The sequence below is a fragment of the Novosphingobium ovatum genome (assembly GCF_009909235.1).
GTDB lineage: Bacteria > Pseudomonadota > Alphaproteobacteria > Sphingomonadales > Sphingomonadaceae > Novosphingobium > Novosphingobium ovatum.
Window position 1 is genome coordinate 74,232 of record NZ_JAAAPO010000006.1, and the last position, 24,637, is coordinate 98,868.

General features: G+C 57.8%; 14 protein-coding genes and 1 tRNA gene. 6 read left to right on the forward strand and 9 right to left on the reverse strand.

Annotated features, from left to right (window positions below):
* Positions 1-18: 18 nt before the first annotated feature.
* From GTZ99_RS14700 to GTZ99_RS14710, 3 genes are read left to right on the forward strand one after another with little or no spacing between them, the layout of a single operon-like run.
* On the forward strand, positions 19-2,802 hold the full coding sequence (locus tag GTZ99_RS14700) for a class I SAM-dependent DNA methyltransferase (RefSeq protein ID WP_161720216.1): 2,784 nt from the start codon (positions 19-21) through the stop codon (positions 2,800-2,802).
* A complete protein-coding gene (locus GTZ99_RS14705) occupies positions 2,802-4,874 on the forward strand; it encodes a pseudomurein-binding repeat-containing protein (RefSeq protein WP_161720218.1) in 2,073 nt (690 codons plus the stop codon). Before GTZ99_RS14700 ends, GTZ99_RS14705 begins: the two co-directional genes overlap by 1 nt.
* On the forward strand, positions 4,867-6,063 hold the full coding sequence (locus GTZ99_RS14710) for a GIY-YIG nuclease family protein (RefSeq protein ID WP_161720220.1): 1,197 nt from the start codon (positions 4,867-4,869) through the stop codon (positions 6,061-6,063). The genes GTZ99_RS14705 and GTZ99_RS14710 overlap by 8 nt, the downstream gene beginning before the upstream one ends.
* Positions 6,064-6,403: 340 nt before the next feature.
* Here the strand turns inward: GTZ99_RS14710 and GTZ99_RS17075 are convergent, their stop codons facing one another.
* The 4 genes from GTZ99_RS17075 to zorA are packed head-to-tail and all read right to left on the reverse strand — an operon-like array spanning position 6,404 to position 14,232.
* Complete coding sequence (locus GTZ99_RS17075) at positions 6,404-10,081, reverse strand: DEAD/DEAH box helicase (protein ID WP_161720222.1); 3,678 nt, start codon at positions 10,079-10,081, stop codon at positions 6,404-6,406.
* Positions 10,074-11,501, reverse strand: a complete 1,428-nt coding sequence (locus GTZ99_RS14720) for an EH signature domain-containing protein (protein ID WP_161720224.1) — start codon at positions 11,499-11,501, stop codon at positions 10,074-10,076. Before GTZ99_RS14720 ends, GTZ99_RS17075 begins: the two co-directional genes overlap by 8 nt.
* Positions 11,498-12,250 carry an OmpA/MotB family protein gene (locus GTZ99_RS14725; protein WP_161720226.1) on the reverse strand — a complete coding sequence of 251 codons (753 nt, stop codon included), beginning with the start codon at positions 12,248-12,250 and terminating at the stop codon, positions 11,498-11,500. Before GTZ99_RS14725 ends, GTZ99_RS14720 begins: the two co-directional genes overlap by 4 nt.
* On the reverse strand, positions 12,247-14,232 hold the full coding sequence (gene zorA / locus GTZ99_RS14730) for an anti-phage ZorAB system protein ZorA (RefSeq protein WP_161720228.1): 1,986 nt from the start codon (positions 14,230-14,232) through the stop codon (positions 12,247-12,249). The genes GTZ99_RS14725 and zorA overlap by 4 nt, the downstream gene beginning before the upstream one ends.
* Before the next feature lie 640 nt (positions 14,233-14,872).
* On the opposite strand from zorA, the gene GTZ99_RS14735 reads away from it, so the two are divergent.
* Entirely contained in the window at positions 14,873-15,613 is a 741-nt protein-coding gene (locus GTZ99_RS14735) for an Abi family protein (RefSeq protein WP_227711387.1), read from the forward strand.
* Positions 15,614-16,337: 724 nt separating this feature from the next.
* On the opposite strand, the gene GTZ99_RS14740 is transcribed toward GTZ99_RS14735, so the two are convergent.
* From GTZ99_RS14740 to GTZ99_RS14755, 4 genes are all read right to left on the reverse strand, one after another.
* Positions 16,338-16,988 (reverse strand): hypothetical protein, encoded by a 651-nt coding sequence (locus GTZ99_RS14740; protein ID WP_161720232.1) that lies wholly within the window; start codon positions 16,986-16,988, stop codon positions 16,338-16,340.
* 17 nt (positions 16,989-17,005) lie between these two features.
* Complete coding sequence (locus tag GTZ99_RS14745) at positions 17,006-17,575, reverse strand: hypothetical protein (protein WP_161720234.1); 570 nt, start codon at positions 17,573-17,575, stop codon at positions 17,006-17,008.
* A gap of 775 nt (positions 17,576-18,350) precedes the next feature.
* The gene (locus tag GTZ99_RS14750) at positions 18,351-18,593 is read right to left on the reverse strand and encodes a helix-turn-helix transcriptional regulator (protein ID WP_161720236.1); all 243 of its coding nucleotides are present in this window, start codon (positions 18,591-18,593) and stop codon (positions 18,351-18,353) included.
* 431 nt (positions 18,594-19,024) lie between these two features.
* Positions 19,025-19,711 (reverse strand): helix-turn-helix domain-containing protein, encoded by a 687-nt coding sequence (locus tag GTZ99_RS14755; protein WP_161720238.1) that lies wholly within the window; start codon positions 19,709-19,711, stop codon positions 19,025-19,027.
* Positions 19,712-19,929: 218 nt separating this feature from the next.
* On the opposite strand from GTZ99_RS14755, the gene GTZ99_RS17080 reads away from it, so the two are divergent.
* A complete protein-coding gene (locus tag GTZ99_RS17080) occupies positions 19,930-23,028 on the forward strand; it encodes a DUF5906 domain-containing protein (RefSeq protein WP_161720240.1) in 3,099 nt (1,032 codons plus the stop codon).
* A gap of 268 nt (positions 23,029-23,296) precedes the next feature.
* Here GTZ99_RS17080 and GTZ99_RS14765 read toward each other — a convergent pair.
* Positions 23,297-23,387, reverse strand: a tRNA-Ser gene (locus tag GTZ99_RS14765).
* Between the two features lie 76 nt (positions 23,388-23,463).
* Here GTZ99_RS14765 and GTZ99_RS14770 point away from each other — a divergent pair.
* Positions 23,464-24,483, forward strand: a complete 1,020-nt coding sequence (locus GTZ99_RS14770) for a peptidylprolyl isomerase (RefSeq protein ID WP_161720242.1) — start codon at positions 23,464-23,466, stop codon at positions 24,481-24,483.
* Positions 24,484-24,637 lie beyond the last annotated feature (154 nt).

A 24,637-nucleotide genomic window follows, 5' to 3' on the forward strand; every position in this document is an offset into this window, starting at 1 on the left:
AGCCCGTACACAGTCCCCATGAATCCCGTTGAAATCGAAGAAGCCGTATCGAATCTTGCGCTTGAGCCCTTTGACCGGCCCGAGTTCCCGTTCCAGTTTCTGCGGGCCTTTGGCAACAAGGAGACCGCGCTCCAACGGCTGAGGGCAGGCAATACCAATCAGTCCGACGTGGGCGGCGTGCTCCAGCGCGGCCACATCCATATCGCCACCTGCGCCCCAGGGGCGGTGGACGAAACGCTGGCTGCCCTGCGCACCAGCCCCAAGACCCTATCGCAAAAGGCCAAGTTCATCCTCGCCACCGATGGCGAGGCTTTCGCTGCCGAGGACATGAATGGCGGCGGCACGGTCGCCTGCAAATATGCCGAGTTCCCCGACCACTTCGGCTTCTTCCTGCCCTTGGCTGGCATTACCACCGTCGAGCAAATCCGCGAAAGCTCGTTCGACATTAAGGCCACCGGCCGCCTCAACAAGCTCTATATCGAGCTGCTGAAGGATAACCCCGACTGGGCGCGCCGCCCCACCGACATGAACCACTTCATGGCGCGCCTCATCTTCTGCTTCTTTGCCGAAGACACCGACATTTTCCTCGGCGATGGCCTGTTCAGCAAGACCATCCAGCAAATGACGGCCAACGATCACTCCATCACCCATCTGGTGATGGCCGAGATCTTTCGCGCCATGGACACCAAGCCCGCCGAGCGCGAGGCCCAAGGCATCAAGCGCTATGCCAACCAGTTCCCCTATGTGAACGGGCAATTGTTTTCGGGCAGCACCGAATGCCCCGTCTTCAGCAAGATCGCCCGATCCTATCTGCTGCACATCGGCAGCCTCGATTGGCAGAAGATCAACCCCGACATTTTCGGCTCGATGATCCAGGCCGTCACCGAGGAGGACGAGCGCAGCGCGCTGGGCATGCATTACACCAGCGTGCCCAACATCCTGAAGGTGCTGAACCCGCTGTTTCTGGATGACCTGCGTGCCAAACTGGCCGAGGCGGAGGACAATCCCCGAAAGCTGCTGAACCTGCGCCAGCGCATGGCGAAGATCCGCGTGTTTGACCCGGCCTGCGGATCGGGCAATTTTCTGGTGATTGCGTACAAGCAGATGCGCGAGATCGAGGCCGAGATTAACCGGCGGCGCGGCGAACCGGAGCGGCGCAGCGACATTCCGCTCACCAATTTTCGCGGCATCGAACTGCGCAGCTTCCCCGCCGAGATCGCCCGTCTGGCGCTGATCATCGCCGAATATCAGTGCGACGTACTCTATCGCGGGCAAAAGGAGGCGCTGGCCGTGTTCCTCCCGCTCAGCAGCGAGAACTGGATCACCTGCGGTAATGCCCTGCGGCTCGATTGGCTGAGCCTGTGCCCGCCCACCGGCACCGGCGTAAAGGTGCAGGCGGATGACCTGTTTGGCACACCCCTCAATCAGACCGAGATCGACTTCGAGAACGAGGGTGGGGAGACGTATATTTGCGGCAATCCGCCCTACCTTGGCTCAACGTGGCAGGATGCCGAGCAGAAGGCCGATCTGGAGCGCATCTTCGGCCATCGCACCAAAAGCTGGAAGTCGCTCGATTATGTCGCGGGCTGGTTCATGAAGGCGGCGGATTATGGCACGCAGACCAGCGCAGCGGCGGCTTTCGTGTCTACCAACAGCATTTGCCAAGGGCAACAGGTGCCGATCCTGTGGCCTCTGATTTTTGCGACCAAGCATGAGATCATCTTTGCCCACACGTCCTTCAAGTGGAATAATTTGGCCAGTCATAACGCCGGCGTTACCGTTGCGATTGTAGCTATTTCAAATGACCGAAGTGTAGTTCGCCGACTTTACTCCATTGGCAGTGAAGGCGAGACGCTTGCAAAGGAAGTGCAGCACATCAACGCTTACCTCGTTGCGGGGCAAAATCTTGACCTGCAAAAATCTACCTCACCGCTGACACACGTAACCCCGATGGATCGAGGCGATAGTGCCATCGACGGTGGGGGCCTGCTTCTGAATGCCACAGAAGCGGCGGAGTTGGAGGCTGAGAACAAGGTCGCCTATCGCCAATTTGTTCGTCCCTATATTGGCTCAGAGGAACTCATAAACGGCAAGCTCCGTTACTGCCTCTGGATTTCTGACGATCAAGCAGCTTTAGCAAACGATGTGCGTTTCATCGCGAACCGACTTTCGTTGGTGGTCTCCATGCGATCGAGCAGTAGCAAGGCGCAGACCAAAGAAGCCGCTGCATGGCCTCATAAATTTGGTGAAATCCGACATCAGCCTAGCGCTTATACTATTCTAGTTCCACGTGTCAGTTCGGAAAACCGCGATTTCTTGCCCGTTGGCCTTGTGGCGGGTGGCACCATCGTCGGCGACCGAAACTTCGCCCTATACGACGCCCCCTTGTGGAACATGGCGCTGATCGCCTCGCGCCTGCACTGGGTCTGGATCGGCACCGTTTGCGTCCGCATGCGCACCGACTTCTCCTACTCCAACACCCTTGGCTGGAACACCTTCCCCGTCCCCACGCTGACCGAGCAGAACAAGGCCGACCTCACCCGCTGCGCCGAAGACATCCTGCTGGCCCGCGAGGCCCATTTCCCGGCCACCATCGCAGACCTCTATGACCCAGAGGCCATGCCCGAAGACCTGCGCGCCGCCCACGACCGCAACGACGAAGTGCTGGAACGCATCTACATCGGCCGCCGCTTCCGCAACGACACCGAACGCCTCGAAAAACTCTTCGAACTCTACACCAAGATGACAGCAAGCGCCGCCGCCGCGCCCAAGTCCACCGCCAAAGGCAGGATGAAAGCCTGATGACCACGTCCAAACCCATCCCCGCCGTCAGCTTCCAGACCGCCCGCACCGGCGTCTCGTCCAAGGCCAATGCGCTGGGCATGCGCGTGATGCAGGAGCGCGCCTATAACAAGCGCGGCGAGCAATATCTGCTGATCAAGTCGCCGCCCGCCTCGGGCAAGAGCCGCGCGCTGATGTTCATCGCGCTGGACAAGCTGCACAATCAGGGGCTGCGCCAAGCGATCATCGTCGTGCCGGAAAAGTCGATCGGCGGCAGCTTTGCCGATGAACCTCTGAGCAAATATGGTTTCTGGGCGGACTGGGAGGTCAAGCCGCAATGGAACCTGTGCAATGCGCCGGGGGCTGATGAAGAGCGGGTCGATCCCTCCAAGACCAAGGCCGTGGGCCAGTTCCTTGCCAGCGATGACAGGGTGCTGGTCTGCACTCATGCCACGTTCCGCTTTGCCGTGGACGCGCTGGGCATTGAGGCTTTTGACGATCGCCTGATCGCGGTGGACGAGTTCCACCATGTTTCTGCCAGCCCGGACAACCGCCTAGGCGCGCAATTGGCAGCCTTCATCGAGCGCGACAAGGTGCATATCGTCGCCATGACGGGCAGCTATTTCCGTGGTGACGCCGCGCCCGTGCTGACGCCGGAGGACGAAGGGCGGTTCGAGACCGTCAGCTACACCTATTACGAGCAACTCAATGGCTATGAGTACCTCAAGGCGCTCAATATCGGCTATTTCTTCTACACGGGCCGTTATCTGGACGCGATCGAGCATTGTCTCGATCCGGCGCGCAAGACCATCGTCCACATCCCGTCGGTCAACGCGCGAGAGAGCACCAAGGACAAGGTGACCGAGGTCAACGAGATCCTACATTACCTCGGCAAATGGACCGGCGCCGATTCCGTGACGGGGTTTGAGCTGGTCGCGATGCCTGATGGGCGCATTCTGAAAATCGCTGATCTGGTAGATGACAGCGATCCCGCCCGCCGCGCCAAGGTGATTGCCGCGCTGAAAGACCCCGTACACAAGAATAACCGCGACCATGTGGACATCATCATCGCACTGGGCATGGCCAAGGAAGGCTTCGACTGGATTTGGTGCGAACATGCGCTGACGGTGGGCTATCGCTCGAGCCTGACCGAAATTATCCAGATCATCGGCCGCGCCACGCGTGATGCTCCGGGCAAGGAGGTTGCCACCTTCACCAACCTGATCGCCGAGCCGGATGCCTCCGAAGCAGCCGTCGCCGAGGCGATCAACGATACGCTGAAGGCCATCGCTGCCAGTCTGCTGATGGAGCAAGTGCTGGCACCACGCTTTACCTTCACGCCCAAGCGCGACAAGCCGCTCGACGATTTCGATTATGGGCCAGATGGCTACCAACCGGGGCGTACCAATGTCGGCGTGAATGAAGAACGCGGGCAGTTCCACTTTGAAATCGCGGGACTGGTCGAGCCCAAAAGCCCGGAGGCCACCCGTATTGTGCAGGAAGATCTGAACGAGGTCATCGCTGCCTTCGTTCAGACCAAATCCGTTGCCGAACGGGGCCTGTTTGACGAGGAGACCCCGGCCCAAGAGTTGACCCAAGTGGCCATGGGCAAGATCGTTCGTGACCGCTACCCCGAACTAACCCCTGAAGATCAGGAATCGGTTCGCCAGCACGCCATCGCCGCGCTCAATCTCACGCAGAAGGCCAAGGGGCTGGCGATGGACTTGGCACCTGCTGGAGGCGGCGAGGAACGCGCCAATACCGCATTGTTGGATGGCGTGCGCCAATTTGCTATGGATGTGCGCGAGTTGGACATCGATATGATCGACAGCATCAACCCTTGGCAATCGGCCTATACCGTGCTCGCCAAATCGATGAACGAAGGCACGTTGAAGCAGGTTCAGGCCGCCATTTCCGCCAAGCGAACCAAGATCACGCCGGAAGACGCCAAGGATCTGGCTGCCCGAGCAGTGCGCTTCAAGCGGGAGCGTGGGCGGCTGCCGTCGATCACAGCGTCTGACGCCTGGGAGCAGCGCCTTGCCGAAGGGGCCGCCGCCTTCATGCGCTTCAAGGAGGAAGGTCGCTATGTCTGATTTTGATCTAGACGAGTTGGCCGGCGAACTGGCCGATTTTGCCCCCGCCAAGAAGAAGGAAGCCGCGTACACCGCCCGCGAGGAACGCATCATAGCGGGCTTCGAGGATATTGAGCGCTTCTACGAGGAACATGGCCGCTCGCCGCGCCATGGCGAAGGTCGCGACATTTTCGAGCGCCTTTATGCGGTGCGTCTGGATAGGTTACGCGCTCAGGAGGATTGCCGGGAACTGCTGGCGGGCTTCGACAAGCATGGCCTATTGACAGGTGGCGATGCAGCTGTTCCGGACGAGGAGGCGTTGGACGACGACGACCTCATGGCGGAACTGGCCGGGCTTGGCGAAGGCGATGACATCACCCAATTGCGCCATGTGCGCTCCGCCGAGGAAAAGCGGGCGGCCGAGGAGGTCGCCAATCGTGAAAAGTGCCAGGATTTCGCTCAGTTCAAGCCATTGTTCGATCAGGTAGAGCGCGACATTGCAGATGGCACGCGATCGACGCGACCGTTTGTCAAGGACGCCGGGTTCCTCAAAGCAGACATCACCAGGGGCCAATTCTTCGTGCTGGGCGGGCAATTTGCCTATGTTGCCGAGCTGGGTGAACCGTTCAAGGCACCGAACGGCGAAGTGGATGCGCGGCTGAGGGTCATCTATTCCAACGGGACCGAGAGCAACCTGCTACTCCGCTCACTACAGCGGGCCCTGTACAAAGACGAGGCTGGTCGGCGCGTAACAGAGCCCGAGGCCGGGCCACTTTTCGCCGATAAGGCCGAGGAAGGCGAGATTGAAACAGGCACGATCTACGTGCTGCGCAGCCGATCGGACCACCCGTTGGTTGCTGAACACCGCCAGGTAATCCACAAGATCGGTGTTACCAGCGGTTCAGTAGAGACGCGGATCGCAGGCGCGGAGAAAAGCGCCACTTACCTGCTCGCCGGCGTGGATGTCGTCGCGACCTACAAGGTGTATGGCGTGAACTGCCAGAAGCTGGAGACCCTGATCCACAAGGTTTTTGCTGCCGCGCAAATCGAATTGGCGATACCCGATAGGTTCGGCCACGTCGTGAAGCCTCGTGAATGGTTCCTTGTGCCGGTACAGGTGATCGATGAAGCTGTGGAGCGCATCCGGGATCGTTCAATCCTCAATTACTCCTATGATCCGGCAACTGGCCGGCTCTCGAGGCAAGAGTGAGGGCGCCTGCCACCCCCAATTGCTGACGTCCAAGATCCCTGTAGCGGCATCCGATCCGGTCGCAGGTTCAATATCATCGCGGTGCTCTGGAATGCCGGGGTCTGGTGGAAGGCGGTCGCCTGCCACGGTAGGCGGAACGCCGCGTAGTGGGACTTTGCGGCTATTTGCGAGGCGGAGAAAGTCCGGTTTCTGCCATAAGCAGACGCTGGGGCCTTCCTGTCCGCGCAAACGTAATAAACCTAAAAGCCAACTAGCATCGGTGCTGACGACACTGGTTGCTCGCCGCCTAAACTGCCCTCCGGACAAGGCCCTCGCTCTGGCCTGCTGCCGGTTTTCTGCTCTAGGCTCCGGGGGGAACGTAAGTAACTGTGCACTGGCGTCGGTCATTATACAAGGCTTCCAGACCTCGCCCAATGGTCAATTCATGCCGCTTGATTGCACTGCCTGCATGGCGAACATCGATTTCAATGAAGCGGTCATGAAAATCATCGTCACGGGCGCGCTTGCTGCGTCGACCCAAGGTAAGACGAGGAGCTAAGCCTGCAAATTCAGCTGCAAACGTCGAACCGAAATCTCGTCGGCAGCTAACTTCATCAAGGTCGCCGTCAACCTCCGGGGCATACTCAATCAGCACGCTTTCCAAGGATGCGGCTGCTTGCTTTAGGTCTGCGATGAAGTGGATTTGAGCTTCCCGAGATACGGCAGTGCCCAGAGCATAAGGGTCCCGTATAACCACCTGCACAACGTGCTTGCCCGAAAATATGGCGAGGATCTCCTCGGTTGGACGCGGTTCGCCTGCCGCTCTTCGCCACAACTTTACCTGTGCTTCAACGGCCACTTTCGGCAAAGACAGTTTGGCCCTGGGAGGCGGGGCCGTTTGGACCGAGGTTGGTTCCTCCGTTGATGCGGATGCCTCCGGAAGCACCTCATCGGCAGGCTCGTGTGCCGAAGCTTTCTGGGACGCAGCTCCGGGCTCAATCTCGCGCTCAAGCGACACTTCGCGAAACAGGTCGCCGAGTTCACCATCGCTGGCATCGGGCGGAAAGAAAAGGTCTCTGGTGAGATTACGCTTCCGTTCTATGAGTGCGTTAAGGCGAAGATCAAAGCTCGATGGGGCCAGATCGGGATCCGGATGAACCGCCATCGGCAGGTAAACGTGAACGTCCCTGTTCTGGCCAATCCGAAACACGCGGTCGGTCGCCTGGTCTTCCACCGCAGGGTTCCACCAGCGCGAGAGATGGATGACGTGGTTTGCTGCCGTTATCGTCAGGCCGACGCCACCAGCGCGCGGGGACAGGATCATGACGTCGAAAGAACCCGGTTGGGACTGGAATGCATCGACCAATGACTGCCGCTTATGCCCTGCAATGCCACCATTTATGCGAATTGGACGAGAACGCAGGCCAAAATGTTGCTGAATGAGGCCCGCAAGCCGATCCTGCATGGCAAGGTCTTCAACAAAGACCAGAGCCTTCTCACCCTTCTCGGCCACGTTCTGCAGAATAGCTAAAGTCTGAGACAAGCGAGCCGAATCCTGCGCATACGTGGCCAGATCATCCGGGGCTTGACGAGGGTCGGTCGGGTGGAGCGAAACCCCCCGCATGTTGCTCAGAGCATTCAGCATGCCACCTTTACCCAAGGTTCCGGCGGCTCCAGCGGCTGCAGCCCTGACAACGAGTTCGCGATATGCGTTGGCCTGAGCAGCGGGCATCGGTGCTTCGAGCGCGTGAATATGTTTGGCCGGCATGCCGTCAAGCACCTCACCCTTCAGCCGCCTCAGCATGTACGGCGGACGCCCCTTGATGGGATCGGTGAGTTGTGATTTCAGCCGTGCCAAAGCTACCACATCATCGGATGGATGCCTCTTTTCGAAATCACGACTGGCACCAAGGAAGCCGGGGGCGACCACGTCCATGATCGACCAGAGATCCTGGAGCCTGTTTTCGACCGGCGTGCCAGTCATCCCCAACGTAAATTCGGCATTGAGCGCTTTGGCCGCTCGCGTGACTTGACTGCCGGGGTTTTTGAGCTTTTGAATCTCGTCGAAAATTATCAGGCCGAACCGGGTGCGTGCAAAGCTGAAATGGTAGTCACGCAGGGTTTCGTAGGTCGTGAGGACAACCCCTGCATCACGCCAGTTCGCGGCGTCGAGCGAAGCCTTGCCGGTTTCGATGTCTCTCGCCCCAAAGCTATCTTCGTCTCGCAAAAGGCGAAGATTTCCGCCAAAAGCAGGAATGAGCGAGCCAAGAAGCGGAGCCTGCAGATGTTTTTCAATCTCAGCGCGCCAATTGCCCAGTAGCCCAGTCGGAGCGACAATCAGAAACGGCGCGCGTTGCCGACGACCGGCTTCAGCTTCGTCCTGCAGCCACGCCATAAAGGCGATGGCCTGAAGGGTCTTGCCGAGCCCCATGTCGTCAGCCAGCAGAGCACCCGGACGACCGACAGAAGCGTTCTGCGCCAACCAATTCAGACCATCGCGCTGATGCATTTTAAGCGAAGTAGAAAGACGCTGCGGCGGTTCAACAGGCTCAAGAACTTCATCTTCCAGAGTTTCGGTGAGGCCAACCGGCGCAAAGTCGACTTCTTCAAAGTTGTCGTGGACGACGAGGAAAAGCTTGCCCTGGGTTGCTGCATCCCAATCGGAGGCCTCGTGCTCCTCGCCCTCGTTGCGTTTTTCATCTGCCTCCGAAGAAGTGACGAACGGTTGCAGACTGGCCAGAGCAGCCCGGCTTTGATCGTTTACCGGAATTTGGGTTGGAGGAGGGGCGGCATTCTCGTCAACAGAGTCAAGCAACCCAACTACGTTTGCCAACACTTCCCCTTTGCTGGCTGCCTCCTCGACCCGATTGATGACCTCGGCAACGTTCGAGGCTGAAATCCCAAAGAAGTCCTCGCCGACTCGGACGCCAAACTTCTCGGGGATCCAGCTGTTTTTCTGGGACGGAACAATCCAGGGCAGGACAGGTGCCCGCCAGACATCGACGCCGGCCACTCGATCGGAAAACTGTTCCGTTTCGATGAACAGGCCTTCAAGCCCAATCTTTTCCGCCGCGTCATCGCCGATTGCATCGCGAAGGATTTTGCGCGGGTTCAGGACGAAGGCTCTTCGTTGTGGCTCCGGCGCATCCTGCAAACGCCTTATTGCCCCCAATGCCGGACGAAGGGCCTCGTCAATGAACAGGTATTCCCCGTTCTTGAGCACATAGACAGGTCGAGCTTCGTTCTCCCTCCTGAAGCGGTCGGTCGCGAATAGCCGCTGAGATGACGATGAGAGGATGCTGTCAGCCTCTTCGTCAAGCACCTGACCTTCATCATTCGCCTCGGCCACCGATCGCGCACTGAAAAGCACGGGATCAAATTCGGTGACATCAGGCGTAAGCGTCTTGATCTTGAGAGAGAAGCTGGATGCGTAGTGGACGCGTAGGTCCTGCAAATAGCCCTCGGTCTCAACACTAAGCTGTGGGTCATCAGGCCAATGCTGCTTCAGCTTGGCCAAAGCCTGAAATCGTTCCGTGCTGGGTAGCGCCTGTGTCAGCGGCTCTGCCGCCGAGTAGAGCGACCACAAAGGTTCTGGAACACGACGCGGACCCGCTTCAGTCAGCAGGATTGCGCCGTTCAGCTTCGCACGAACCGGCTGACCTCCAGGACGGACCCAGCGAACGGCTAGACGAAAATCATCCTGATCAATCCGGTTTTGCGCACGGAGATCGAGAGCAAGGGGTGTTGGTGATGGAAGGCCAAGCAGGGCTGCCGAAAGCGTGTCGAGCCCGGCTAGTGCTTTCGGACAGAAACTGAGTCCGTCTTCGCAAGCAACAATCCCGCGCCCCTCAATCTCATAGCCATCTTCGCTCGACGCAATCAAGTCAGGTAAGATTGCCGCGACATCAGGACGCGCAACTGCCCACTGGTCTAATGGAATCTTCTTTCCTGCCTTGTCGAGGCTGACAACGACATCGGCCCCATCTTCGCGCCAGGCGAATGTCGGCTGGGTCGGCTTTCCAAAGATCCGCTTAAACACGTTTTGGCTTCCATGTCGGTTTCGGGTTGAAGATCGCGCGTCCTTCTATCAAGCTGGCCAATTTCTTCTGCCATGAGTAGGTGGAGGGGGAAGCGTGACTTTCTTGGATCGGTGCAGAGTAAAGGGCGCCGTAAGAATAACGCTGCTGAAAGAGTTGCGGGATCCCCTTATCTCCACGCTTCCACACCTGATACTTTGCTGAGTGGCTCCAGTCCACGATCGTCAAATCACCAATCTTAAGGATCAAGGCCGCATGCTGAGACGACTTGTCAACTTGCTTTCCGAACGCAGCAAAGGAGCGATCACCGCTTGAGCGAGCGGCGTTGGTGGCCAACCTTGCACCTTCATCTCCAAAGGCTACCCAAGCCGCATCAATACCCGGAGAATTGCCGTCGCTCAGGAGATAGGACATCCAGAACGCACGACGATAGTCCCACATCAGCTTGGATGCACTGTCCGGCATCAAGCGGTCGACGATGTCGAGGAACTGAAGAACCGACGCCCTCGTCAGCCAGCGCATAAGCACAGCATAGGCACCGGGTGCTTTGTCCATAACAACACGCCAAAGCTGAGGTTTAGCGCGCGGGTCACCTTCGCCAAACCGTTCCAGCATCTCTAGCAACGCGGACTTGTGCGCCTCGGTCGGCTCGACGATTTCCCAAGGCGTGAGGCTGGCCTCTACGAACTCCGGCCACACTCTGGGAAAAGCAAACTTCCCTTTATCGTTGGCGGCGAAATTGATCAGTGTTCTCTGGCCTTCAACGGCCTCTTGCCCCTTCAATCGCTTGACGCGGAGACATGCGGACCGAAAGACTGACTCTGCTAATCCACCAAATCTACGGCCAGCGGTATCAAGGCCAGCCTCCCTGAATATGGCCGCGGAGTCTGCCCCAGCCGTCAGAATACGTTCAGCGAGTAATCCCGGCGCCCGTGATGGGTCAAGCAACGCAAAGGCTTTGAACTTGCCCGGCCATACATCGCTTTCACGCCAAGGCCACGCCTCGCTCATTGTCCGCAGTTTATTTGCCAGCGACAAGACGGTCTCGTCCTCGCTTGAAAAACCGTCGAGATAGGCATCAATCACGGCGAAGAAGGCTGCTCGCCGCTTGTTCCGATCGACCTCCGAAAGGAGGGCGTTCAATGCCATGCTATCTGCAGCTGGGGGAATCGGCGGATGCAAAATAGCCTGACATCCCACACGAAGCTCACGCCGGGACAATTGTGACATCGCTCCGGCTGGAGCCAGGTTGGCAATCCGTTGCTGAACTTCGGCCACTGTCGCGTGCCCCACTACATTGGCGGAATTTCGCTCCTCAAGCTTTGCGACAGCTTTGCTCAAACCTGTAGGTTCGATGCTCCCCACGCGCATGCGCGTGACCAGAGCTTTCGGATCGCTGAGCAGTTTTCCAAGGTGGCTCATTTGCCTTTGATCCGGTTTGCGACGGCCCGCTCTGCTTCCCCAGCATCCGGTGCCATCATAATCAATCGGAGGTCGATCCGTCGGTTCTGTTGTTTGCGCTCTTGGTCACTTCCCTTGCCATCTGGCACTGGGCGTTGTGGCCCATAGCCGCTGACGCTCAGGATCGGGTCGCACCGTCCAAGCTTTTGGGCGCAGAGGCCGCTAAGGTTTGGCTGAAATTCTATCAACGAGCGGTAGGTGTTGGTCGCCCGAACCACAGAAAGATCCCAATTGTCTTTCAAACCTCCGCCGCCGGAATAGCGGTCGCTGTCGGTGTGTCCCTCGATGTAGACAGACTCCAGTTTGTGCTTGCTCGACGGACACTTAGCCGACTTCGCTACACCATCGCTGTAGCAGGGCAAAATGTCGATCAAGGCCGCAGCCAAGCGATCGACATTCGCGCGGCCTTCCGGTTTCAAATCTCGCTGGCCGCTGTCGAACAGCACTGAGTCCGGCAAACGGAGGACACCGTTCTCCCTGTCGATGATGACCGGAACGCCCTGATCCTTCAGCTTATGCTGAATTTCCTCTAGGATCTTCGTTCTGGTCTTGTTGGCCCCCGTCAGCTCCTCGGTCACGTCCTGAAATTGGAGCGCGAAATACATCAACAAGATGATGAACACGAAAACCAGGCCGACCATAAGGTCGGTCATCGAGACGAAGTAGTTCTCCTCCTCGGCAACCAGCTCCTGGGCTTCCTCGAGGATCATTCAGCCGGCTCCTTTGGCCCCTTCACATGTTCCACAAACTCGTCGAGGGATTCCGCATATTCCTCGATCTGGGTCATAGTGTTTCCCAGTCGGCCCACTGCAGACGCCATCTCGCGGTCGACCTTCTGGGCGAAATCACGGAATTGCGTAAGGCTGTCGGCCAGCGTTTGGGCAAGCTTGTCCGTGGCATCTGCCAAGGAGCGATCAACGCCCTCGAACCTTGCGCGATAATCTTGCCAGGCACCCGCCGCCGCCGAATGGGTTGCCCGGATGTCTTCGGCCAGCCCCTTCATCTCACTCAGCGTCTGAACACCCGCAGCACGCTCTTCCGCAATCGTCTTTGTAAGTTGAGTGGTCGCCTGATTGACCGATCGCGCCGCCTCGGCAACAGGTGCTGCAGCCTGACTGAAGCCCGTGGACGCGTCGCCAAGAGACGATGCAACGAGACGCGCGTTATCGGTCACAGAGCGAATTGCGTCTGCAGTCCGTTCTGCTCCATCGCCTGTGCGGGAGAGGCCGACCGCCGCCCGCTCGACCTGCGTCGCTGCTTCACCGACCGCCCGGCTCAGGCCAGCTGCCGTGTCCTTCAGCGCTTGTCCCGACTGTTCAATTGCAATCCGGAAGGTTTCTTGACTGGCCTCTACCCCCGTTTTGAGGGTGTTGCCGACTGCTTCACGCATACGGTCAGCGGTTTCGATGCCGCCCTTTTTCATCGCTTCAAGAATCTCGGAAACCATGCCCACCGACTTCGTCTGAGCCTCTTCGATGCTGCCAAGGATCTTCTCCAGCGCCCTATTCTGGGCCTCGTTGGCCGCCTCACCGCGCGAGGTCATGTCCTTGCCAATGATTTCAACTTGCGTCGTCAGACCGGCAAAGGCCTCACGTATGTCCTTGGCTGCCGCAGCGAAGTCCTCACCGGCAAGCCTGATCTTTTGCGCCGCATCGTCTCCAGATGAATTAACTGCCATTCCGATTTGATCGAGCCGGCCGCGAAGCTCATTGAGCGTCTCGCTCAAGCCGCGCAATTGATCGCCACTGACCTTTTCAATGGCCTCACGCGCCCCGGCACCGATGCCCTGAGTGACCGACGCCATATTGTCATTAAGGGTCGAAAGCGATGCCGCTACCGGCGCAATTGCTTGCGTGAATTGCGCGCCAATCCGCTCCGATAGTTGGAGGGCAACGTCGGTGTTGAAGAATTTGAGCTGGTCACGCTGTTCCTGCATTACCTCAAGCTGCTCAACAGCCAAGCGCTGCGGTGAAACATAGAGCAAACCGCGTTCGAGCAGTTCACAGAGCAGATCGGTTTCATGGCGCACCCGTTTGCTCAGACCATGCTCGGCAAAACGCAGCCAAATGGATGCACCCAAGCCGGCCACCGATGTGAAAAATTTGGCACCGGCAACCACAAGGAGATGCTGCAAGGACTCCTTGGCCACATTCACATCCTGCCCCGCCATTCCTTTGGCAGCCGTATTCAGCGCGACAATGAGGCCAAGAAAGGTGAGGATAAGGCCAACGCCGACAAAAATGTTCGAGGCAAATGTCAGCATTGTCTGCTTTGGCGCGGCGCGGTTGAAGAACGCGGTCGGCCGGTTGGTGTTGCGGATGGGAGATGTCGTTTCATCGACCATAGCTTCCTGAAACTCTCGCCAGGCAAGGACGAGGCCGTATGCACCCTCGCCCTCCTCATTCATTTTGGCGGATGTAGCGATATAGTTCTGGGCGAATGACGCTCGCTCCGCCACCGGATCACTATCCTTGCCGAGCGCTTCCTTGAGAGCCTGAACGCGATAGGCCGCCGCAGAGAGGTAGGGTTTTGTGATGGAGGCGGCTTTGTAATGCACATAAGCCGCCGCCAACAACATCGCTGGCAGCAAAATGAACGGAGCAACCCATCGCTCCCCGTAAACGAGGTTCAGAACCCCGAGAATAATATCGAGTAAATTGTTCATTTTATCCCCGCAAACGGTCGTCGCCACCAGAATAACGTTGTATAACTGCTTATGGCAAGCAGCGCGGCTATATGAGAGCCTCGTAACTGATTTCCACGGCCAAGGGATCAGCGGCGTGTTCCCACAGGCCGTAGCCCAAAAGATCGTGGAAATCTTTGCGGATGTGCGAGCAAAGGCAGCGGCTTAGGCGAGAAATGGGGCATTTTTGTCGGTCGGCACGGCCTTCGGGATCGTCCGGTTACGCAGATACCGACCATTCGTTGAGCTGCCTGGGCGGCATCAACCCCCTCGCATTCGAAGCCAAGGTGGCATAGTGAGATAGGTGACCGGCACAAATCCGTTACAAGTCCACTGCCCTCGCACGTGATTTCGTGATCGAAGGTAGCTAAAGCGGAGAAGGGTAAAAGCGGCTAATTTCATGCCTGAAAATCGACATTGGAATCATGCTCGGAAATTCCGATTGCATTTTGAAGGATTCAACTCTATGTTGAAAAAGTCATGGGCCGCCACACGTCCCCTTCGGGGAGTGCAAAAGGGCGGCCCTTCTTTTTGAATGGCACTGATCCCTTACACGAAGCCGCATGCAACGGCCACCCAGCGGGTAGCGCATCTCCGCTCGCGGGGCCTCATTGTCGCTAGACCGAACGTAGCTGCGCGCAAGATTGATATGATCGGTTACGAACGTCTCCGCATTTATTTCATTAGCCGCCGTCAGACACATCTCCCCAATCGACCATTTACCCCAGGCACAACCTACAGCCACATTTTGCGCCTCTATGAATGCGACATGCTGTTGCGGGACGCCTGCTTCTCGGCAGTCGGTCGCTTTGAGATCCTGTTCCGCAACGCCATTTCCGAAGTCCTTAGTGACGCGTTCGGAAGCCATCCTTATTTCAACGTTGCCGTATACAAGGACGATGCAGCGAGGCTGGAGGCGATCCAGAGCTTCGCCTCCGTTTACGCCAAGACCAAGGACGAACGCGCGAAACACTACCGGAATACCTACACTGACCCAGCGCTGCCGCCAATCTGGACCATGAAGGAGTTTCTGACCTTCGGCGCGGCGGTCCGGATATTCCAATATTTCGAAGGAACCCTTCGGACCAAGGTCGCAAACCAGTTCGGCGTTCCCAGCGACCAGACCTTCAATCAATGGCTCTCATGCCTCGTTGACCTGCGTAATTTCTGCGCCCATCATGATCGTCTGTTTAACCGTAGCTTTCAGAAGCAGCCCGCTAGGTTGCAGCGCCATAATGTTCCGACAGCACAGGCCAATAAGCTCAAGGCCCTTCTCCAATGCCTGGACCATCTTCTCGATCAGAGGGGGGCTTCCGCGCATATCACAGCCAAGGTTGCAACGATCATCAGCCGCTTCCCAGAAATGCGGCCCGCAGAAGCAGGCTACTGACAGCACAATCCGATAGCGACCTGCGGGCACGGCCCTATCTCCGCTTCACTCCGCACGAACCCGCTGCGCGGCTTCGTGCCATGCGGATGACGATCCTCGCTCACAAAGGCGCCCGTAAATAGCGAACAGTTGCAGGTCTGAGTGGAGGGCGACCTCCTACCTTCGCGGCCAGAGCCAAGTCTCCAGCGCGCGTACCGCGCTCCGCTTGGTGATCGCGGGGGGGGGGGGCGTCGCGCGCGCAGCCTTTTCTATGTCGCAATTTCGAGCCCAACGGTACGTCTGTCGGTCCTAGCGTCCCAAACCATCAATCAAGCCGGGCTTGCTGCGGCCGCTGATCATTTCGGTGTCGGTGCCGTGATGAGCTTGATGGTCTGATTGGCACCAAATAAATCGCGGATTGACTGATATTGGTGCGAACTGACGTTTCTGGTACACCATTGGAACGACGTGAACTGGTCGGGTGCCGACCACGCCGCGTCGCCGCTTTCGCTGAAGCCGATCACGGCGTTTTGGGACGACGCCGTCGTTCCAGTCCGAACCTGGTATTGCGGCTTCTGCGTAAGACCGTATGCCCTTCTCGCCGGAAATGTTGGTTCGCCTTGACGTTCATGCGCGAACGGAGTCCCTGCGCCACCATATCTCCGGCAGTTGAACAATTTTGACGAGCTGTGAGTGTATTCGCCCCATGCAGCGCAAACGACGATCAATGATGTTTACATTTGCCTTAACGCGCTTGGTAATTTCGAAAAATCTTCTCAAAGGAGCCACGAAGTCGAATCTCCTGATCAGGTGTTAGCGGCGAGAGGCCGACCTCATACTCTTTTCGGTGCCGCGAGAAGAGCTTGTCAACCGAGCCCTTATTCTGTGTCGATACAAAGAAGCGCCCGTCCGTGTATATATCGTCGATTAGCCCCAGGAACGACCTCCCCAATCCCACCCCGAGCGTGCTGCTCAGATAGTATTTACACTCAACCGACAAGAGCACCTTGCTGGAACGGGGATGCACATTGTTGGCCCGGCAGGTGTTAGCCTCGTCCTGGTCGACCACGGCGACGTCGCATTCATGGTTCACCCGAGATTTGCCTGAGACGTAGATGCCGATATGCGCTTCGAGAATTGGAACGCGTGGAAACTGAATCTCTGCGTGACAATAGTCATGCAACGTTGAGAAGATCGAACTCGGCGACGTGCGGAAATAGAAACTCGTCGCAAGGTTGCCGTGGCGATCCTTCAAGCGGATCGTTGCGCCCTGCCGGCGCGCCGCCTCTAGCAAAAGGGACCACACATAGCATTCGTAGAGATCGTCGCCGGCCGACGCGGCGGACAGGTTTGCGCTAGTAGCTGCGCCAAGCGCGGCGGTGATGTCATTCCACATTTGCGGTCGGAGCGGCATCAGACGATCTCCGCTTCTGCGCTCAGATTGCGCGCGGTGAGGTTGCCTTCCTGCGTCACCTCGTCGAGCAGGCGAGCCAGCGTCATTACGGCGTCGCGCGACTGCGCGATCGCGTTGCTGGAAATTCGCGGCCCCGAATCCACCGCGCCGGTGTCGCCAACGCCGACCAAATGAATTTGCGGGTTTTCATGGGCAATCTTCGCGCCCGAATCCCCGCCATATGTAGTGATAGCATTGAGGAATCTGGTGGCCATCATCTGCGGTGCAAGGAAGGCGACGCCGAGCGCGGCGACGAGCAGGTCGAGTTGCTCTATCGCGGTATAATCCTCCTTGCCGACAAACTCGCCACTGGTCGTGGTGCGGGATCGGGGAACCTCGGTGAGCACATCGACGCCGGGGCTCTGATGGACCGGCAACTTTCGGTCGACGCGGCGGCCAGCTTCGACATCCGAGCGCCACTGGTTTAACAGGTCGATGATGCCGGCATACCTCGGATCGCTGGCGACCTCGCGCAACGTCGTTTCGATATGTGCGATCAACTTCGCGGCTTCGTCCTCTGAAATGGCCATGTAGTTCCATCATTTGACGGTTGAACGTGCCCGTCACCATCATCACTTTTGGCCTGTAAAACAAGCAAAAGAGCATTCTAATGCGCGCGGGTTGCATTCGGGGCTTCCGTTCAGGCCGTCGAGCAGAACATTCACCATGCGGGTAAAGCGTCCATTGCCGTTGGGGCGATAGCACTAGGCATCAACGCTTCCTGCTTCCGCGATCAGCCGCTCGCGCGTGGCCAGACCGACCTCGGTCAGGGGAGGCCAAATGGAAGCCGCTATCGAGTGCTCCCGGGGTCTTGCTAACGACACCTTTGTCGATCAGCGATCGCGCTGTTGCCATACGATGCGATGGTTAGTTCTCAACCGGCGTAACTGGGGCGATTGCAGTCCATTAGCTCGACAGCAGGCGAATGATCGGTTTTGGCAAGAGCGGTCGTTGACGCGCCGGTTGCGGAACGACGAAAGCTGGTCGCTAGCTGCCCCTAACACCGAACTGAGGAACGGCCGCTCGTGACCTTTTGGGTTTCGCAACCTGCCTTTCCTGCATGCACTCCACCTAGGTCTATTTGGCGCCGATTTCGCGCCGGGTGAATGAAGGTCGGCTCGACCCAATTCACAGCCCAGAGAAGACAACTCGGTCTGCTTTCCACGCCGACAATGTAATGCGCTAATCGCATGCGCGATGCGTGAAGGTCAAATCGACATCTCAAGGGAACGTACCGCCACAGACCTCCCGCATGATGGGCATTATGGTATCCGTCTGTGATGGAATTAAAGAAAGCCCGCAATGCTACTGGCGCCTGGAACATTGCCCTGCTACCCAGGCATATACCTCCCCCTCACTCCACCGAGATGCGTTGCTGCAAGGCTTAAGCGGCTTCGGAAAGCGCCCTTCGCTGATCAGGCGATAGATCATGGTCTTGCCCAAGGCAACAATGTCCATCACCTGTTTCAGTCGCAGCAACCGGTCCGGCTGGAGGTGCGATTGATAGGCATTCTGGTTTACCACATTCGAAACAGGTTGGATCGGCATTTAGTCGGTTTTCCTGGACTTGGATGAAAAACAAGCATGGATTGGCAGCATCACCAGCGCCTTCCAGATGCAAATTTGTCCAGAACGATGAGAATCCTAGCTTCCGCATGTGCGGACGGAATCACCCCTGGACACAGCCGTTCATTAGCAAAGCAGTCACACAATGTCAATACAAAATTGACATTATCGAACAGTGTTGCAATCGCGGATCACTTTTCCACTTTTTGCCGATTTCCCCCAACCTCTTGAGGAGCTTCCGGTCACACACAAAGGTGAGCAGCTGCTCTAGGTTTTCAAAAAGCTCAAAAATAGCAGAAAGTTAAAAACTCACGACTGATGATGAACCATCAGCGCACCTAAAAGCTCGAGAATCATGGCGCCAGGAATAAACCAATAGGCACTAACCTCTTTGGCAGTGACGCACTAAGAGCTCACTCTTCCTTATGTAGCCAGCCATTCACCTTGCCGAGGGAATCAAGGTCTTCACGCGCAGTGCGGTAGCTCTGCCCATGGCCCGTCGTAATCTGCAGCGGCCGCCCTTCGCCACCACTCTCAGCCTGACTATCGAGCAGCGGTTCACTTCTAACCGCTACCACGCCCACCGTTGACTCGACCGCATAGAGCTTTCCGTCCGACTGAACCGGTACATTCTTGTCGCCAAGCAGCAGAAGGTCACCTTGCCTGAGGTTAAAGTTAGGCGCGTCAGCCCCCAAGCGGGCAAAACTGAAAACACCGGAAAATGCCTCAGGCATTTGCTCCAGCATTCGATCGACCTTGCTATAACCGCCCAGGCGCAAAGACCCGGAAATTGACGTGGGGATTTGGTCCAGAGCCGGGATCGAGCCACCCTCAGGGACCTGGAGCGCGGGACCATACAAAACGCCGTTCCAAAGCCAGCTACTCTGCACCTCTAAGACCTCAGACATAGCCTCAATCATCGACATTGGCGGGACATTTTTATTGGCCTCCCACAAAGACACTGCAGCCCTTGTTCGGCCGATCAACGCACCCAATTTCGCTGCCGACAAGCCCTTGCGAGCCCGAGCCGAAGCAATGCGCCCGCCGATGGTCGCGAGATCCTCGACGCCGTTTACCTGATAAATTTTCGATCCCGTCATTCAGATTGCTCCTTCTATGTGTGCACGCGATTCGCTGACGGGCATATATAATGGTAACTTTTGATTGACAATGCGGTCAATTTGAAATAACGCACATTTCAGCCGCCGAATCAGTTCGCGGGAATTCACCGAAGCTCGCCACGTATCTCAATCGGCCCAACCGCCGATCGAGTTAGCGCGCGCCATGCCCCATCCCCATAACGTGAGAAAAATCTAACGTGCCTGACACGCTTCATATGCTGAAAGACCTTTTCGCCCACGCCGCAGGCGAAATCCGGGTATTCGACGAACACAACGGCAGTAGCATTTCCTCCAACGATTGGGAGGAGATTGCCCACTTCATCGACCACGCCCACGACCCTAGGCTGGATCTTGTAACCTCTGACGGGGAAGCAATCGGCCATTTTTTCTGGGGAAGCGCCGAGAGCGCGTCCCCCACGCCCTCGGCAAGCGCAGCGCACGGCATGATCTACCTGTTCGATCAGGAAGTCGTAGAGGGATGTCGCCAAGGCGAACACGTCTTCCCTTGGGCAAATATCCCCAAGATGTCGCCTACCAAGTTTGCCACTGGTATTGCCTTGAGCACGCCTTCCAGCAAAGCGGAGATCCGCTTGTCCACTGGGAGGAGCAGTCGGGAAAAGCCCGGCAAATGGAAGGCAAAGCCCGGCCGCTTCGGGCAGTTTACTGATTTGCTGTTGGAGCACCAGGAAGGCCTCAAGGATGGCCCCGGCTTTGTGCAAGGCGAGTGCGCCGGTGGCACCCGTAAGGCAGCAGCCATGATTGCCAACTACGTGCTGGGAGTCGACCTCGATACCGGCGCACCCTTGGAAGAAGTGTTGCAGACCATCCGCAATGCGGGGCTGGAGGCAGTGATCTATACGACGCACAGCCATATGAAGGATACGAGCGTTATTAATCGCGACGCCTTCATCAAGTGGGCCGATGGGAAGTATGATGTCGGCGACATCGATGGCCTCCGCGAGTACCTCCGGGTCAAAAAGGGCATCCTGCCGATGATCCTGTCCACGCTGCAAATCTTAGACGAAGCTCAGCACACTGAGGATGGCGTAGTCATTCTCGTGCAGCACAACCCGATCCCTAAGTTCAGGGCCGTTTTTCCGCTGCATGAACCCTTCGTCTTCGCAAAGCGCGGCGGCACGCAAAGCGATGCCATCAATGAATGGAAAGAACGCTACGCGGGTTTCTGCACGGAACTCGGCCTGCAGTTCGACGAGTCATGCGTCGACCCGGCACGCCTTTTCTACTTCCCCCGGCATGCAAAGGGGAAGCCCTGTGGCTCGTGGCAGATCATCGGGCAACCGCTGGACATCAACCAATACGAGCGGGTCAAACTGCGTCACGGCAAAAATGCTCGCAAGGCCGTGACCGCCAACAACCCCTTCGCTATGGCCGGTGAAGGTGAATACGAGCAGGCTAATCGTTTCGACACGGCCAACGGAGGCCACAACCTTAGGCGTTGGGCCGCCAAATATGCCAAACGTTTCGAAATTGAGGCACTCTTGCGTGACGCGCAGCCCGGCATGATCAGGGATGACCGTGGCAGCAAGGCGGGCGTCCATATTTCCTGCCCTTTTGAGGATGAACACAGCGCCTTTGGCGGCAATGGCACCTTTGTCGTCAACGCGTCAGATGCCCTCGATGAAGGCCGCGAGTCGGGCTTTGTTATCCATTGCACCCACAACGCATGCTCGGATCGCGAGCGGCTGGATTTCCTTAAGGCAATGATCGATCAGGAATTGATTGATCTTGAGGACATTACTTGCACGGATTACCTCTTCGAACTTGACGACGATGAAGAGGAGGAGGATTTCTCCTTTGCGGCCAACGGGTCAAGGCCTGTGAACCAGCACGCGCCGGTGGTCGGGTCGCGGTCAGAAAATGTGCGGAATTCCTCGGGTGCCGAGAACGCGTCAGCCTCTAATCAGGTCGAGCATCTGGAGTTCTTCAACGAGAAACTTTCGATCGCGCGCAAGGGGGGGAAAACTTTTATCCTGGTGGAGCCTGATAGCCCGTTCGGCGAGCTCCAATTCGCAGATGTGACTGGGACGCGCAATTTGTACCGCAATCGCACCATTGCCGAGGAACAAAAGGACGGTTCGGTGAAGCTGAAGCCTGCGTTTGATGCCTGGCTGGTGTCTGACGAAGCTAAGCGGTACGAGGACGTTCGCTTTGCGCCGGATGGCGCTCCCTCGAATGTCTACAACCTGTTCCGTGGCTGGTCGATTCAGCCGAGGAAGGGCGATTGGCAGCTTCTGCGCAATCACATTTTTGAGCAGATGTGCGGCCGCAATGAGGAATACTTCGAATATGTGATGACCTATCTCGCCCACCTGATCCAATGCCCGGGTGATAAGCCCGGCGTAGCGCTGGTCATCACGGGAAAGAAGGGCACCGGTAAATCCATCATTTTTGATTTCATCGCCCGCATTCTTGGCCCTTACCTGTTCAAGGCCACCAATGCCAAGCACATCACTGGCGCGTTCAACGGACATCTGGAAAAGGCGTTGGTGCTTCTTTGCGAAGAGGCGTTCTGGGCTGGCGATCGCTCGAGTGAAGGGACATTGAAGGACCTCATCACCGGCGACAAGTTGCCCATTGAACAAAAGGGTCTCGACGCCCGCATGGCCAAAAACTTCACCCGGGTCATTATGATCTCGAACGAGCAGTGGGTAGTGCCCGCGTCGCTGGGCGACGAGCGCCGCTTCGCGGTCTTTTCCTTTGGTGACTCACGCCAGGGAGACACCCCCTATTTCCAAAACATGGTCGATCAGATGGAAAACGGCGGCTGTGAGGCGATGCTGTATGATCTGTTGCACTTCGTTCCGGCTAAAGGCTGGAATTCTCTTCGTACGCCCCCCAAGACTGTCGGCCTGCAAAATCAAGTGATGGAATCGATGTCGGGCATCGACCGGTTTATGCATGATCTGATCGCCAATGGGTTTAACGACTGCGATGAATCTGATGATTCTTACATCGAATTGAACGAGCAGGTGCCCACCCGCGTCGAGTTGATCACGTTCAGGAAGGCCTTGACGGTTGAGTTGCGCACCGCGTTTCAGGGCGACCGCGCCAAGGTGAGTATCCCCAAGATCCAAAAGGCGGTCGGTGAATGGTTTAACGCCAACGTGGTGACCGAAAAGCTTCCGGGCCGTACGAACAAGTCAAAGATTGCGATTATCCCGCCGCTTAGCGAAATCCGTGAGCACATCTTTCGGACCAAGGGTTGCCGGATTGACCAGGCGGGCAATAAGTCATTGATGGACTTGGCCGAGAATGTGGTCAGCATCGCCCGCTAACGCCCAATTGAGAGGTTACACGATATTCCAGCAGCAGCCCCGCTGAGGCCATTGGCCTCGGCGGGGTTTCTGTATATGCCACATGAGGTACGAGATCGTCATTGCCAAAACCACCTTGCGGTAGCAGCGTTGATCCGTTTGCCGATGGCCTTCGGTCGTCATCCATAACCGGCCACACCTGTTCTCATCAATCCGCGAACAAAGTGGGCATGAGAATGGGCATGGAACCAGGTCACCCGTATGAAATAGTTGTTTTTATTGTATTTCATGGCGGAGCGGGAGGGATTCGAACCCTCGATACGCTTTTGACGTATACTCACTTTCCAGGCGAGCGCCTTCGACCACTCGGCCACCGCTCCGCATTGCTCTGGAAGGCAGGCCCCTAGCGTCATCCGCGCACTTGTGCAAGCGGTGGCGGCACGGCACACTCACGCCATGCGCAAATTCCTTTGGCTGGCCGCTGCCGCACTCCTGATCCCGCCCCATGCGCGGGCCGCCCCGCCGCCGCCTGCGCCCAAAACACGCTCCGCCGCGCAAATCATCAAAGACGCGCCCGACAGCGATTGGGTGACGATCGCCCCCGATGACCTGCTGGTGATGACGCTGGCACCCGATGCTGCGGGACAGCCGCGCCGGGTGGTGATCCAGCTGTTGCCCGCGCCATTCAGCCAGGGATGGATCGGCAACATCCGCCGACTGGCCACCGCGCATTGGTGGGACAACACCGCCGTCTATCGCGTGCAGGACAATTTCGTCGCGCAATTTGGCGATCCGGACGAAGACACCCCGCATGCCAAGCCGCTGCCGCCCGGTTTGGCGGTGATGCCCGAAAGCGCCTATGCCGCCCGCCTGCCCATCACCACCCTATCCGCGCTGACGACGCGCCGCATCACCACCGAAACCTTTGATACTACAGCATTATTCCTCAACGGCTGGCCGATGGCAACCGCGCGCGACATCCGCGAGAACTTTATCGTTGATGCAAGGACGGGCAAGCCCCTGCCCCCATCAACACATCAGAATGTCTGGCCCACCCATTGCTATGGCACCATCGGCGTGGGCCGCAACAATTCGCCCGACACCGGCACCGGGGCCGAGCTATACGCCGTGATCGGCACGCCGCCGCGCCAACTGGACCGCAACATCGCGGTGGTCGGGCGGGTGATCGCCGGAATCGAACATCTCTCCAGCCTGCCCCGCGGTCCCGCACCGATGGGGATGTATGGCGACAAGGCCAAGAACACGCCCATCCTGTCGATCCGGCTGGCCAGCGCATTGCCGCCCGCCCAACAGCCCCGCCTGCAATCTCTCTCAACCACCAGCGACAGCTTTCGCGACTATGTCAGCGCGCGCATCCATCGGCGCGACTCCTTCTACATCCTTTCGCCCGGCAGCGCCGACATATGTAACATCCCTGTGCCAATCCGCCCCGCCCCTGACCTATCCACCCCATAGGGGGCAAAGCGCAAAACGTATTCATCCGGCAAATTCGTATGTGAACCGCATGGATCGCCCCCCGGTGGCCGGTGCCACGCTGGCGCATTTCGGCAAGGGCTGGTAAACCTCTGATCAGGCGGCATTCGGCGGTTCGCGCTCGTATGCCGTGCAG